Annotated in this window: 16 protein-coding genes; 5 read left to right on the top strand and 11 right to left on the bottom strand. The window is 67.1% G+C overall.

What is annotated here, in order from left to right; translation table 11 throughout:
• Window positions 1–70 precede the first annotated feature (70 nt).
• Complete coding sequence (locus ACUJ46_RS08565; protein ID WP_445390048.1) at window positions 71–754, top strand: class I SAM-dependent methyltransferase; 684 nt, start codon at window positions 71–73, stop codon at window positions 752–754.
• 12 nt (window positions 755–766) lie between these two features.
• On the opposite strand, the gene ACUJ46_RS08570 is transcribed toward ACUJ46_RS08565, so the two are convergent.
• Window positions 767–1,759, bottom strand: a complete 993-nt coding sequence (locus ACUJ46_RS08570; protein ID WP_445390049.1) for an adenosine kinase — start codon at window positions 1,757–1,759, stop codon at window positions 767–769.
• A 75-nt stretch (window positions 1,760–1,834) separates the two neighbouring features.
• On the opposite strand from ACUJ46_RS08570, the gene ACUJ46_RS08575 reads away from it, so the two are divergent.
• Window positions 1,835–2,203, top strand: coding sequence for a hypothetical protein (locus tag ACUJ46_RS08575; RefSeq protein ID WP_445390050.1), 369 nt, complete (start codon window positions 1,835–1,837; stop codon window positions 2,201–2,203).
• A gap of 38 nt (window positions 2,204–2,241) precedes the next feature.
• On the opposite strand, the gene ruvB is transcribed toward ACUJ46_RS08575, so the two are convergent.
• From ruvB to ACUJ46_RS08595, 4 genes are read right to left on the bottom strand one after another with little or no spacing between them, the layout of a single operon-like run.
• Window positions 2,242–3,267, bottom strand: coding sequence for a Holliday junction branch migration DNA helicase RuvB (gene ruvB, locus ACUJ46_RS08580; protein ID WP_445390051.1), 1,026 nt, complete (start codon window positions 3,265–3,267; stop codon window positions 2,242–2,244).
• Window positions 3,264–3,866: a Holliday junction branch migration protein RuvA gene (gene ruvA, locus ACUJ46_RS08585; protein WP_445390052.1), complete on the bottom strand. Its 603-nt coding sequence runs from the start codon at window positions 3,864–3,866 to the stop codon at window positions 3,264–3,266. Before ruvA ends, ruvB begins: the two co-directional genes overlap by 4 nt.
• The gene (ruvC, locus tag ACUJ46_RS08590) at window positions 3,863–4,354 is read right to left on the bottom strand and encodes a crossover junction endodeoxyribonuclease RuvC (protein ID WP_445390053.1); all 492 of its coding nucleotides are present in this window, start codon (window positions 4,352–4,354) and stop codon (window positions 3,863–3,865) included. The genes ruvA and ruvC overlap by 4 nt, the downstream gene beginning before the upstream one ends.
• Window positions 4,351–5,091, bottom strand: a complete 741-nt coding sequence (locus ACUJ46_RS08595; protein ID WP_445390054.1) for a YebC/PmpR family DNA-binding transcriptional regulator — start codon at window positions 5,089–5,091, stop codon at window positions 4,351–4,353. The genes ruvC and ACUJ46_RS08595 overlap by 4 nt, the downstream gene beginning before the upstream one ends.
• Window positions 5,092–5,171: 80 nt before the next feature.
• On the opposite strand from ACUJ46_RS08595, the gene ACUJ46_RS08600 reads away from it, so the two are divergent.
• Window positions 5,172–5,648: a hypothetical protein gene (locus ACUJ46_RS08600; protein WP_445390055.1), complete on the top strand. Its 477-nt coding sequence runs from the start codon at window positions 5,172–5,174 to the stop codon at window positions 5,646–5,648.
• Window positions 5,649–5,688: 40 nt separating this feature from the next.
• Here ACUJ46_RS08600 and ACUJ46_RS08605 read toward each other — a convergent pair whose 3' ends face one another.
• The 5 genes from ACUJ46_RS08605 to ACUJ46_RS08625 all read right to left on the bottom strand — a co-directional run bounded on the left by ACUJ46_RS08605 (window position 5,689) and on the right by ACUJ46_RS08625 (window position 8,304).
• Window positions 5,689–6,006 carry a heavy metal-binding domain-containing protein gene (locus ACUJ46_RS08605; protein WP_445390056.1) on the bottom strand — a complete coding sequence of 106 codons (318 nt, stop codon included), beginning with the start codon at window positions 6,004–6,006 and terminating at the stop codon, window positions 5,689–5,691.
• The gene (locus ACUJ46_RS08610; protein ID WP_445390057.1) at window positions 6,003–6,782 is read right to left on the bottom strand and encodes an FAD binding domain-containing protein; all 780 of its coding nucleotides are present in this window, start codon (window positions 6,780–6,782) and stop codon (window positions 6,003–6,005) included. The genes ACUJ46_RS08605 and ACUJ46_RS08610 overlap by 4 nt, the downstream gene beginning before the upstream one ends.
• On the bottom strand, window positions 6,779–7,246 hold the full coding sequence (locus ACUJ46_RS08615; RefSeq protein WP_445390058.1) for a (2Fe-2S)-binding protein: 468 nt from the start codon (window positions 7,244–7,246) through the stop codon (window positions 6,779–6,781). The genes ACUJ46_RS08610 and ACUJ46_RS08615 overlap by 4 nt, the downstream gene beginning before the upstream one ends.
• Before the next feature lie 112 nt (window positions 7,247–7,358).
• Complete coding sequence (locus tag ACUJ46_RS08620) at window positions 7,359–7,997, bottom strand: glutathione S-transferase family protein (RefSeq protein ID WP_445390059.1); 639 nt, start codon at window positions 7,995–7,997, stop codon at window positions 7,359–7,361.
• Between the two features lie 61 nt (window positions 7,998–8,058).
• Window positions 8,059–8,304: a DUF2312 domain-containing protein gene (locus ACUJ46_RS08625; protein WP_445390060.1), complete on the bottom strand. Its 246-nt coding sequence runs from the start codon at window positions 8,302–8,304 to the stop codon at window positions 8,059–8,061.
• A gap of 95 nt (window positions 8,305–8,399) precedes the next feature.
• On the opposite strand from ACUJ46_RS08625, the gene ACUJ46_RS08630 reads away from it, so the two are divergent.
• The gene (locus ACUJ46_RS08630; RefSeq protein WP_445390061.1) at window positions 8,400–9,827 is read left to right on the top strand and encodes an MATE family efflux transporter; all 1,428 of its coding nucleotides are present in this window, start codon (window positions 8,400–8,402) and stop codon (window positions 9,825–9,827) included.
• Between the two features lie 25 nt (window positions 9,828–9,852).
• Window positions 9,853–10,512 (top strand): queuosine precursor transporter, encoded by a 660-nt coding sequence (locus ACUJ46_RS08635; protein ID WP_445390062.1) that lies wholly within the window; start codon window positions 9,853–9,855, stop codon window positions 10,510–10,512.
• 24 nt (window positions 10,513–10,536) lie between these two features.
• On the opposite strand, the gene ACUJ46_RS08640 is transcribed toward ACUJ46_RS08635, so the two are convergent.
• Window positions 10,537–12,084, bottom strand: coding sequence for an AbgT family transporter (locus tag ACUJ46_RS08640; RefSeq protein ID WP_445390063.1), 1,548 nt, complete (start codon window positions 12,082–12,084; stop codon window positions 10,537–10,539).
• Window positions 12,085–12,100: the final 16 nt, after the last annotated feature.

Here is a 12,100-nt window from a genome sequence, read left to right on the forward strand (position 1 = left end):
CTGCCAGCGGCATAGAATTCCATCGGCGGCTCATGTGCGGGACCGCCCGGCCGGAGGGGAAAATCAGGGCATGTTGTTCGCTGCGTATCGTCGCCTTTCGGCACTCAGGAAGCGATTCCTCGGCAAGCCTGTGCCGCTTTATACGGATTTCGGCTTTGCGCGCGGCTGGCCGGTCGATCGCTACTATATCGAGGGTTTCCTGAAGGCGAACAGCGCCGACATCCGGGGCGATGTGCTGGAAGCCGCCGCCAACCCCAATTACACGAAGCAGTTCGGCGGCGACCGGGTAACGCGCGGACACATCATGTACCCCGTGCCCGGCCTTCCCGGCGGCACGATGGTCGGCAACCTCGAAACCGGGGAAGGCATCCCCGACGAAGCCTTCGACTGCATCATCCTGACCCAGGTTCTCCAGTTCATCTATGACATGCCGGCCGCCGTCCGCCACAGTTACCGGGCGCTGAAGCCGGGCGGCACGATGCTGGCAACCTTTGCCGGGATCAGCCAGGTCTCCCGCGAGGACATGGACAGCTGGGGCGAATATTGGCGCGTGACGGATGCCGCCGCCCGCCGCCTGTTCGGAGACGTGTTCGGAGCGGACAATGTGACGGCCGAACCGCATGGCAATGTGCTGGCGGCCTGCGCCTTCCTCAACGGCCTCGTCATCACGGACATGAAGCCCGAGGATCTCGCCTATCATGACCCGGATTATCAGGTCATCGTCACCGTCCGCGCGGTGAAACCCGCCAGCTGACGCCAGCTGGTATCAGCCAAGCAGCGCCTTCACCCGCGCCTTGAGGTCGGCTTCGGGCCGGGCGCCGATATGCTCGATCACCTCGGCGGCGGCGATCGTTCCCATCACCGCGCAATCCTTGAGCGCCCGGCCCTGGGTGAAACCGGTGAGGAAGCCTGCCGCGAACAGATCCCCCGCGCCGGTCGTGTCGAGAACGCGGGCGGCGGGCGTGACCGGCACCGCCTCGCGCTGGCCCGGCGTCACCACCACGGCGCCCTTTTCCGAGCGTGTGACGACCGCAAGCGGCACGCGGCCGTCGAGGGCGGCAATGGCGGTGTCGATGTCGTCCGTCTGGAACAGGCTTTTCGCCTCATTCTCGTTGGCGAACAGGATGTCGATCTCGCCCCGGTCCATCAGGCCGAGGAAATCCGCCCGGTGTCCTTCGACGCAGAACACGTCGGACAAGGTCATCGCCACCTTGCGCCCGGCATCGCGGGCAATGGCCGTCGCCTTGCGGATGGCGCGGATGGGGGCCGGCGGATCCCAGAGATAGCCTTCGAAATAAAGGATGCTGGCAGCCCTGACAGCGGCCTCGTCGATGTCGCTTTCATCCAGTTCCTGGCAGGAACCGAGATAGGTGTTCATCGTGCGCTGGGCATCCGGGGTCACGATGATGAGGCACTGGCCGGTGGGCCGGCCGTTGCGCGCGGGCGGGATCCGGTAATCGACACCCACGGCCCTTATGTCATGCGCGAACACCCGGCCGAGCTGGTCATCCGAAACCCGGCCAACGAAAGCCGCGCGCCCGCCGAGCGAGACGATGCCGGCCGTGGTGTTGGCGGCGGAGCCGCCCGAAACCTCGCGGCCGGGGCCTATGCTGGCATAAAGTGTCTCGGCTTCCTCGGCCGATATCAGGCGCATGGAGCCTTTCGGAATGCCCTTGCCTTCAAGGAAATCATCCTCATGAGACGCAATCACATCGACAATCGCATTGCCGATGGCGAGCACGTCGAATTGGTCGGGCAAGGGAAGGCTCCGTCAGCTGGCTTGGACTGGAGAGGCCGCTAGCATCGCCGCGCCGGACTGGCTAGACCGGGCGGCATGAAGTTCCTGCCGCCGACACTGGTGCAGCCCACGCTCGGCCTTCTGCTGCTGGCCGGCTGCGCCACCACGCCGCCCGTCGCCGAGACGCCGCCCCCGCCCATGCCGGCGGGCCTCGGACAGGTGATGGGAAAGCCGGCTGAAACGGCCATCGCGCTGATGGGCGCCCCGGCGCTCGACCGCAAGGAAGGGCCGGCCCGCCACCTGCAGTTCAGCGGCGGCTGCATTCTCGATCTTTTCTACTATCCCGGAAAGGGCGGCGGCGCGGCCCCGCTCGCCACCCATGCGGAGGCGCGGCTGCCCGGCGGCCGGGCCTTTGCGCCGGGCGCCTGCCTTGAAATGCTGATCCGCGCCCGCCCCAACAAGTGAGGCCGGCAATTGAGGCCCGCCACTGAGGGCTGCACCGGCTATTCGCCATCCTCCAGCGGCAGGAAGGTCTGGGCGGAAGGCGGCTTCAGGCCCAGATGCGCCCAGCCGGGCCCGTTCAGAACGCGGCCGCGCGCTGTGCGGGCTACCAGCCCCGTCTGGATCAGATAGGGCTCGACCACATCCTCCAGCGTGTCGCGCGCTTCCGACAGGCCGGCCGCCAGTGTCTCGATGCCAACAGGTCCGCCCTTGTAGAGATCGGCGATCATCCAGAGATAACGCCTGTCCTGCGCGTCGAGACCCCGGCGATCCACCTCCAGCCGGCTGAGCGCCTGGTCGGCGAAGGCGGCATCGACCGGCGCGGCGCGTCCGGCGGCGAAATCGCGCACCCGGCGCAGCAGCCGCCCGGCGATCCGCGGCGTGCCCCGCGCGCGGCGGGCGATTTCCCGCGCGCCCGATTCTTCGAGCGCCAGTTCCAGCAACCCCGCAGCGCGGGTGATGACGCTGTGCAGCTCCTCTTCCGTGTAGAAGACCAGGCGGATGGGAATGCCGAAACGGTCCCGCAACGGCTGGGTGACAAGGCCCGAGCGTGTCGTTGCCCCCACCAGCGTGAAGGGCGGCAGGTCGATCCGGACGGAGCGCGCCGAAGGCCCCTCGCCGATCATCAGGTCGAGCGCCCGGTCCTCCATCGCCGGATAGAGGATTTCCTCCACCGCCGGCGAGAGCCGGTGTATCTCGTCGATGAAAAGCACGTCATTCGCTTCGAGATTGGTGAGCAGCGCCGCGAGATCGCCCGCCTTGGCGATGACCGGGCCGGAAGTGGCGCGGAAATTCACCCCCAGTTCGCGCGCGACTATCTGGGCCAGCGTCGTCTTGCCGAGGCCGGGCGGGCCGGAAAGCAGCACATGATCGAGCGCTTCGCCGCGCGCGCGGGCGGCATCGATGAACACGCGAAGATTTTCCCGCGCCGCCTTCTGTCCGACGAAATCCGCCAGCGAGCGCGGGCGGAGCGCCGCGTCTGCGTCCTCGCGCGTGGCACGGGGCGTCATCAGCCGGTCGTCGCTCATCGCGTCGCCCGCTTCAGCGCTTCACGGATCAGGCGTTCAACAGGGGGGGTGCCGCCAAGATCGCGCACGGCCTCCGCCACGGCGCGGGCTGCTTCGGCGGGCCGGAAGCCGAGGTTTTCAAGCGCCGAGGCGGCATCGGCCTCAGGGCCGGCCGAAGGCGCGGGCGCATCGGCCGGCCCGCTTCCCATGATCGCGCCGGCAGGGGCAGGCTTTCCCTTCAGTTCGGTGATGATGCGGGCAGCAAGACGTGGCCCCACCCCTTGCGCGCGGGCGATCATCGCCTTGTCTTCCAGCGTGATGGCGCGCGCCAGTTCATCGGGCGCAAGGGCGCCGAGGATGTTGAGGGCCACCTTGCCGCCCACCCCCTGAACGGAGGTGAGAAGACGGAACCATTCCCGCTCGGCCGGCTGGGCAAAGCCATAAAGGGTGATCGCATCCTCGCGCACCTGCGTATCGACGAGAAGATGCCGCGCCTCCCCGGGAGCAAGCATCGACAGCGTGCGCGAGGACGCCTGGACGAGATAGCCCACGCCCTGCACATCGATGACGGCATGATCCTGCCCGATCATCTCGACAAGACCCTTGAGCGAGGCGATCATGCCACGGCCATCCGGCGGGCCGTCTGGCGCAGATGGGCATGGGCGATGGCAACAGCCAGCGCATCCGATTCATCCTCGCCCATGGGGCCGCAGCCGGGCAGCAGCCGGCAGACCATGGCGGCCACCTGCGCCTTGTCGGCAGCGCCCGTGCCCACGAGCGCCTTCTTAACCAGCCGCGTCGCATGTTCGGCCACCACCGGCAGCCCGGAAACGGACAGCAGCACCACGCCCCGCGCCTGCCCCAGCTTCAGCGTGGATTGCGGGTTGCGGTTCATGAACACTTCCTCGACCGCCGCTTCATCCGGGCCATGGTCGGCGACCAGCGCCGAAAGCGCCATGTGGAGGAGCGAAAGCCGCCGCGCCAGCGGATCGGCGGCGCGCGTCTCGATCGCGCCATGCCCCACATGCGAAAGCCTGGACCCCTCGGCCCGGACCAGCCCCCACCCGGTTCGGGCGAGGCCGGGGTCAAGGCCGAGGATGAGCGTCACAGGCTGGCCAGAACGTCGTCGGACAGCTCGTAATTGCCATAGACGTTCTGCACGTCATCGAGATCCTCGAGCGTGTCGATCATCTTCATCAGTTGCTGGACCGTGTCGGTTGTCACGTCCACCCGCTCCTTCGGGCGCCATGCAAGCTTCGCGCCATCGGAGTCCCCGAGCGTTTCCTCAAGCGCCTTCACGACTTCGTGAAGGGCATCGGGCGCGGTCCAGATCTCGTGGCCGTCCTCGCTCGATTCGACATCATCGGCGCCGGCTTCGAGCGCCGCCTCGAAGACCTTGTCCGCATCGCCGGCCTTGGCCGGATAGCTGATGAGGCCGAGGCGGTCGAAGCCATGGGCGACGGACCCCGAGGAGCCGATGTTGCCGCCATTCTTGGCAAAGGCGGTGCGCACGTCGGTGGCTGTCCGGTTACGGTTGTCGGTCAGGGCCTCGACGATGATGGCCACGCCGCCCGGCCCGAAACCCTCGTAGCGGATTTCCTCGTAATTCTCGGCGTCGCCGCCCTCGGCCTTCTTCAGCGCCCGGTCGATATTGTCCTTCGGCATGGAGGCGGCCTTTGCGGCGGCGATCACGGCCCTGAGACGCGGGTTGAAGGCCGGATCGGAGTTCCCCCCCTTGGCCGCCGTCGTGATTTCACGCGCCAGCTTGGAAAACAGCTTGGAGCGCTTTGCATCCTGTGCACCCTTGCGGTGCATGATGTTCTTGAATTTGGAATGTCCTGCCATGCAAGGGGCAATAATAGGGCGCACGCGCCTTGAAAAGGGAGGGGGAAGCCGAACATGCAGAAAGCAGGGGGCGGGCGGCCATGACGGCAGCCGGGGAGACTGGGCTGCTGGCCATGGCGGAGGCAAGCGCGCTCGCCCGTTTCACAGAATCGACGCCTTGGGTCGAACCGCTTTCTGGCGTGCTTCACCTCGTCGGGCTGGTGATGCTGCTGGGTCCGGTCTGGCTGCTCGATCTCAGGCTGCTGGGGGCCTTTCGCCAGCTGCCCCTGGTGGCGCTGGCGCAGGCCGTGCAGCCGATCGCCGCGTCCGGCTTCCTGCTGCTGGTGCTGACAGGCGGGCTGATGCTGCTGAAGGATACAGCCATGCTCACGGCAAGCCCGGTGATGGCATGGAAGCTGGCGATCATCCTGCTGGCAAGCTGGAACGCCCTTGTTTCCCGCCGGCGCTGGCTGGGCGGCGGCGCCAACAGCATGCCGGTATGGCTGATGGCCTTCCTGTCGATCTTCCTGTGGCTGCTGGTTCTGGGGCTTGGCTGGCTGCTTGCGCGCCAGCCCTGAACCGGCCCGCCCAGACCCGGGCCCCTCAGGCCCTGGCGGCTCAGACCTGTACTGCGGTTCCCGTTGCCGTCACCATCAGCATCGAGCCGGATTGCCCGACGACTTCATAGCCGATGTCCACCCCGATGACGGCATTTGCGCCCAGTTCGGCCGCTCTGTCGGCCATTTCGCGGATCGCGGTCTGCCGGGCCTCTCCCAGCACTTCTTCATAGGCCCCGGACCGCCCGCCCACGATGTCGCGGATGGATGCGAAAAGATCACGGAACAGGTTGGCGCCCACGATCGTCTCCCCGGCGACGATGCCGAGATAGGTTTTCACGGGCTTGCCCTCCAGGCTGGGTGTCGTCGTGATGATCATGCCATGGCCTCGGCCGCCCGGCGCAGCATCACGCCCGCCAGATGTCCGCGAAATTCAGCCGACGCATGGATATCGCTCGACAATTCGTCGGATTCGAGGCTCAGCCCCGCCAGCGACCGGCCAGCAGCGATTGCCGCCTCGGCCTCGGGCCAGCGGATGACCCCCATGGTTGCCCCCGTCACGGCCACGCGTACGTCATCGCCGAAACGGGCCACGAACACGCCGGCAAGCGCATAGCGGCTGGCCGGGTGCGGATGCTTGGCATAGGCGGCGGCGTCGGGCACGCGGAAGGCGACGCGGGCGATGATTTCGCCATCGGCAAGGGCGGTCGCGAACATGCCCTGGAAATATTCCTCCGCCGCATGGCTGCCATGGCTGGTTTCGATCACCGCATCGAGCGCAAGGGCGGCGGCCGGATAATCGGCGGCCGGGTCATTGTTGGCGAGGCTGCCGCCGATGGTGCCCCGGTTGCGCACCTGCGGGTCACCGATTCCGCCTGCCAGGGCCGCAAGCGCCGGAATGGCCTGACGCACGACCGGGCTTGCAGCCACGGCAGCATGGCGCGCCATGGCGCCGACCGTGAGCCTGTCGCCCTCGCGCGTGATCGAATCGAGGCCGGGGATGCGCGACAGGTCGACCAGCGTCTCGACGCTGCGCAACCGCGCCTTCATTGCCGGGATCAGCGTGTGGCCGCCGGCCAGATAGGCCGCATCGCCGGCGAAGGCCGATTGCGCCTCGGACAGGGTCTGCGGCCGTTTCAGATCGAAAGGTGTCACCGTTCCATCTCCCGTGCGCCTTCGCGAATGGCCGCCACGATGTTCTGGTAGCCGGTGCAGCGGCAGAGATTGCCTTCCAGCTCGTGGCGGATCGTCTCGTCGTCCACCTCGGGCCCGTGGCGGCGGGCGATGCCGATTCCGGCCATCACCATGCCGGGGGTGCAGAAACCGCATTGCAGCGCATGGGCGCGCCGGAAGGCGGCCTGCATGGGATGCAGCGCATCCGGCTGGCCCAGCCCCTCGATGGTGGTGATGCTGGCGCCATCCAGCGTGACGACGAGCAGGGTGCAGGATTTCACCGGCGCCCCGTCCACCAGCACGTTGCAGGCGCCGCACTGGCTGGTGTCGCAGCCGATGTGGGTTCCGGTCAGGCCGAGCGTATCGCGAAGATAGTCGCTCAGCAGGGTTTCATCGGAGACATCGGCCGCATGGCCCTCACCGTTCAGCGTGAATTGTGCCTTCATGTGCAGACCCTATCCCAACAGCCGCGCGCTTTCAGCCCCTCATTGGCGATAAGATTCATCGCCATGGAAGCGCCACTTTAGGCCGGCTCAGCCCCCCGTTCAGACCCCCGGCTCAGCTCTTCGTCGTCATGAAGGCGGCAAGCCCGGCGGCCATCTCGCGCATCATGCGTTCGCCCTCGGGGCTGGCCTTGGCCTTCGCCCACCAGGCTGCAAGGCCGGGGCGCTCGGCCACCAGCTTGCCCGTGCCGAAGGCGCTGTCGAAGCTGTCGAGGAAGAAGAGAAGCGGCATCACCGCCGCATCGGACAGGCCGGGGCGATCGGCGGCCAGCCATTGCGCACCGGCCGGGCGCAGCGCCTCGATATGGCCGAGCGCCTCGCGCATGCCCTCGATGGCGGCGGGAACGGCGCCGGGGTTTTCCCGCGCGCGGAAGATCGGAACCAGGTTGGGCACGATGTAGAGATCGGCGACGCGTGCCAGCAGCCTGTCTCGCGCGCGGGCCTTCGGCTCTTCGGGCAGCAGGCGCGGGCCATCCAGCACTTCATCCAGATATTCGGCAATGACGGCCGATTCGGGCAATGCGAAGTCGCCATCCACCAGCGTCGGCATCTTCCCCATGGGGTTCATGGCGAGATAGGCCTGGGTCTTGATCCCGTCAGCCGGCATCTCGACCGGAATGTCCACGCCCTTCAGCCGCGCGACAAGCGCCGCGCGCATCACGAACGGGCTGAGATGTCCTCCGAGAATCTTCATATGTTCCTCCCTCCTCCAGATGGTGCCGGAGGCCCCCTCAGGCCCCCGGAGCCGGCTCGCCTCAGCCCTCGAGCCCGAGCGCCGACTTGTAGGTTTCGAGAAGCGCCTGCATCTCGGCCCGGGCATTCTCGTCCATCTTGCGCAGGCGCACGATGGTCCGCATCGTCTTCACGTCATAACCGTTGGACTTGGCCTCGGCATAGACTCCCTTGATATCGTCGGCGATGCCGCGCTTTTCTTCCTCGAGGGTTTCGATTCGTTCGATGAAGAGCTTGAGCTGCTCGGCGGAGACGTTCGCGCGCGACATGATGGTCCTTCGAAAAGACAGGGTGAAACTATGCCGCCCCTGCTAGGCGCGAAGGCCGCTTTGCGCAACGGGTCCGGGCCGGCTAAGGCGCCGCGATGACAGCCGCAGACCAGCCGGACAGCAACGCGCGCGCACGCCGCCCGGATGACAGCCCGGAAAGCGGCACGGAAAGCGGCACGGACAACAATATGGAAGGCACTTACGGCGCGCTTCTGCGCCTTGCCGGCCCCAATGTGGCCTCGCGCCTCGGCATCATGGCCATGGGCCTGACGGATGCAATCGTCGTCGGCCAGTATTCGGCGGTCGAGCTTGGCTATCATGCACTGGGCTGGGCGCCCACCTCCACCGTGCTGGTGGCGGGCATAGGCCTGCTGATGGGCGTGCAGGTGCTGACGGCACGGCACATCGGCGCTGGCCGGCCCGAGCTGACCGGCGCGGTGCTCAGGCGCGGTGTCGTCTATGCGATTCTGCTGGGCATTGGCGCGACGCTGCTTCTGACCCTTCTCGGCCCGGTCGCCCTTGGCGTCATGGGGCTGGAGCCCGATCTCGCGCGTGGGGCCTCGGCTGCCCTCATCATCTTCTCGCTCAGCCTCACTCCCTATCTGGTGGCCGATGCGATGTGGTTCTGGCTGGAAGCACAGGGGCGGCCCAAGGTGCCGATGGTGGCCATGTGGCTGGCCAACGGGCTGAACCTGCTGCTTGCCCTGTGGCTGGTGCCGGGCAATTCGCCCTTTCCCGTTTCCGGCGCGGTGGCGGCCGGCTGGGTCACCTTCTTCGCGCGGCTGTCTCTGATGCTGATGCTCGGCTGGTGGATCTGGCGCTGGCCGGTGGCGCATGCGGTGGGTGTGTTCCGAAAGACCCCGCCCGCCCCCCCCGAAGCGCGCGAGCAGCGCCGCATCGGCTATGCCTCCGGCATTTCCTACGCCATCGAGGCCGGGGCCTTTTCAGGCATGAACTTCGTCGCCGCCCAGCTCGGCGTGATGGTGGTGGCCGCCTGGGCCGTGGTGCTCAATGTCGCCGGGGTCGTCTTCATGGTGCCGATGGGCATTGCCACGGCCACGGCCATCTTCGTCTCGCGCGCGGTGGGCGCGCGCGACGTGCGCGCCGTGCGCCGGGCCTTTGCCATGGGGATGAAGCTGGCGCTTGCGGTCCTCTTTCTCCTCTCCATCCTGATGGCGCTTGATCCGGCGCTCGTCGCCCGCGCCTATTCCGCTGACCCCGACCTCGTCGCCATGGCCTCGGGCGCGCTGCTGCTCGCCGCCATCTTCTTCATGGCCGATGGCGCGCAGGTGGTGGCCTCCAACGCCCTGCGCGCGCGGGGCGACATCTGGTGGCCGACCGGCATGCATGTCGTGTCCTATCTGCTGCTGATGATTCCCCTGTCCTGGTGGCTGGGCATCGCGCGCGGGCATGGCCTTGATGGAATCCTCTGGGCCGTCATCATCGCCAGCCTCGTGTCAGGCGGCGGGCTCGTCGCCCGCTTCCTCTGGCTGGGCGACAGGATGCGGACAAGCCTTGGTTGAAGCCCCTCCCGCAGATGGAGACAGAATGACAGACAGCCCCGCCAGCCCGGCACCGTCCATCCCCCGCTCGCTGCAGACCTATGCCGTGCTTTACGGCGGGCTGCTCGTGGTGGCGGGCGTGCTCGGCTACAAGCTCATCAAGCTGGGGCCGATCTTCGGCATCGGGCCGCTGGCGGTGCCGGGCGGGGTCTTCGGCTTCCTGCTCGCGATCGTCACGGTCAATGCCACGGCCGAGCTGCATGGCAGGCCGGTGGCGCAGCGCATGGTGCTGATGGGGTTCGTGCCGCTGCTTGTCGCCATTGCGCTGATGCAGCTGGTGCTGGCGCTGCCGCCGGCGGAAGGCTGGCAGGGGCAGGCCACGGCCGAGGCGGTGCTCGGCTCTTCCATGCGGCTGATCCTTGCCGGCATGGTGGCCTATGGCGTTTCGCAGACGCTCGATGTCACCATCTTCACCTGGATGCGCGGCCAGCCGGGCGGGCACCTGCTGTGGGTGCGCGCGACGGTGGCGGCGCTGGTGGCGCAGACGGTCGATACGCTCATCTTCGTCACCATCGCCTTCTACGGCGTCTTTCCGTTGCTGCCGGTGATCGGGGGGCAGCTTGCCGCCAAGGCGATCATCTGGTTCGCCGCCGTGCCGCTTTTGTATGCGGTGGTCGGCGCCGGCCGGAAACTCGACCGGCGCTGACACAGGCGCGAAGCCCCGCCGGGGTCAGAAACCCAGCGGGATCCCCAGCGACACCCAGGCGAGCAGGAAGGCTGTCCACACGCCGAGCATGACGAAGGCATAGGGCGCCATAAGGATGAACATCTCGCCCAGTGTGAAGCCCGGCACATAGCGCCGCATGAAGACCAGGATGACGCCGGCATAGGTCATCATCGGGGTGATCACATTGGTCGGGCTGTCACCCACGCGATAGGCTGCCGCCACGACATCGGGCGTCATCGCCGGGTTCACCGTGTAGAGCATGGGCACGAACATCGGGCCAAGAAGCAGCCACTTGGAGCTCAGCCCTCCGATCATCAGGTTGGTCAGCGCCGTCAGCAGGATGAAGGCGACGAGAAGCAGCATCGGCGCATCCTGCAGCCCCAGCCAGATCAGCCCGCTAGCCCCCAGATGGGTGAGAAGCGTGCCCAGCCCCGTATAGGAGAACATCGACAGCGCATTGTAAGCGAAGAAGCTGAGCACCACGACATAGCCCATGGTGTTCATCTGCTTCACCATGCCCTGCATCACGTCCATGACGGACCGGACCTTGCCGGCGCCGATACCGAAGGCCGCCCCGCACAGGATGAACAGCATGCCGATCAGCAGCACCAGCCGTTCGAGATAGGGAACGATGCGCTTGCCGCTTTCCGGGTCGGTGTAGGCAGCGAGCGGGCCGGTCGCCAGCAGCGCGATCAGCACCAGGCTGAGAAGAAGCCCCACGAGGCTGAACCTGAGGCCGCGGGCCTCGGCGGATGTCAGGCGGAATTCGCCGACATCGATGTCGGCGGGAATCTGGTAGGGTACCCGCTCCAGCTTGCGGGCAACGAAGCGGGTGGTGACCCACGCCCCCACGGGGGCAAGGACGAAGGTGGACGCCGCCGTGAACCAGTAGATCATGGTGGCCGGGTTGAGCGGGCGGCCATCGGCGCTTTCGAAGGCCATGCCGGCGGCCTCGGCGAAGGCGCGGGCGTTCACGCCCACCACCACGTCGCTGGTGGTGCCGGGAATGAGGTTCGCCGAAAAGCCGGCCGAAACCCCGGCGAAGGCCGCCGCCATGCCGATCAGAGGATGCTTGCCGAGGCTGGCGTAGAGAAGCCCGGCGAGCGGCACGAGGATGAGATAGCCGGCATCGGATGCAAGCGAGCTCATGATGCCGAGGAACACGACGGCAAGCGCCAGCCAGCGTTCCGGTATGGCAGCGCCCGCACGCTTGATGAGCGCGCCCAGAAGCCCGAGATGCTCGGCCACGCCAACCGCCATCACGATGAAGATGATGATGCCGATCACCCCGCCGCCAAAGGCCAGCCAGTTGGCCAGGATCGCGTTGTCGAAGATCCAGCGCACATTTTCGGTGCTGTGCATCGGCCGGATCGTCTGGGTGGCGCTGCCGCCGTCGGGGGCGCGGATGTCGAAGCTGTAACCGCCCAGCATGATGGAGGCGACGAACACGATGACCCACAGCAGCATGAACAGCACGATGGGATCGGGGATCGCCTTGCCGATGCGCTCGATGCGGCTGGTGGCGGCAGAGGCGGCGGCTGGATCAGCCATGGGTGTAACCTTGTAT

It is taken from the genome of Sandaracinobacteroides sp. A072, from assembly GCF_052616365.1.

Coding starts and splice junctions, on each gene's coding strand:
- ACUJ46_RS08595 (WP_445390054.1), bottom strand. CDS start 5,091: ATGGCAGGACATTCCAAATTCAAGAACATCATGCACCGCAAGGGTGCA.
- ACUJ46_RS08605 (WP_445390056.1), bottom strand. CDS start 6,006: ATGATCATCACGACGACACCCAGCCTGGAGGGCAAGCCCGTGAAAACC.
- ACUJ46_RS08620 (WP_445390059.1), bottom strand. CDS start 7,997: ATGAAGATTCTCGGAGGACATCTCAGCCCGTTCGTGATGCGCGCGGCG.
- ACUJ46_RS08615 (WP_445390058.1), bottom strand. CDS start 7,246: ATGAAGGCACAATTCACGCTGAACGGTGAGGGCCATGCGGCCGATGTC.
- ruvB (WP_445390051.1), bottom strand. CDS start 3,267: ATGAGCGACGACCGGCTGATGACGCCCCGTGCCACGCGCGAGGACGCA.
- ACUJ46_RS08640 (WP_445390063.1), bottom strand. CDS start 12,084: ATGGCTGATCCAGCCGCCGCCTCTGCCGCCACCAGCCGCATCGAGCGC.
- ACUJ46_RS08565 (WP_445390048.1), top strand. CDS start 71: ATGTTGTTCGCTGCGTATCGTCGCCTTTCGGCACTCAGGAAGCGATTC.
- ruvA (WP_445390052.1), bottom strand. CDS start 3,866: ATGATCGCCTCGCTCAAGGGTCTTGTCGAGATGATCGGGCAGGATCAT.
- ACUJ46_RS08630 (WP_445390061.1), top strand. CDS start 8,400: ATGACAGCCGCAGACCAGCCGGACAGCAACGCGCGCGCACGCCGCCCG.
- ACUJ46_RS08575 (WP_445390050.1), top strand. CDS start 1,835: ATGAAGTTCCTGCCGCCGACACTGGTGCAGCCCACGCTCGGCCTTCTG.
- ACUJ46_RS08635 (WP_445390062.1), top strand. CDS start 9,853: ATGACAGACAGCCCCGCCAGCCCGGCACCGTCCATCCCCCGCTCGCTG.
- ACUJ46_RS08600 (WP_445390055.1), top strand. CDS start 5,172: ATGACGGCAGCCGGGGAGACTGGGCTGCTGGCCATGGCGGAGGCAAGC.
- ACUJ46_RS08625 (WP_445390060.1), bottom strand. CDS start 8,304: ATGTCGCGCGCGAACGTCTCCGCCGAGCAGCTCAAGCTCTTCATCGAA.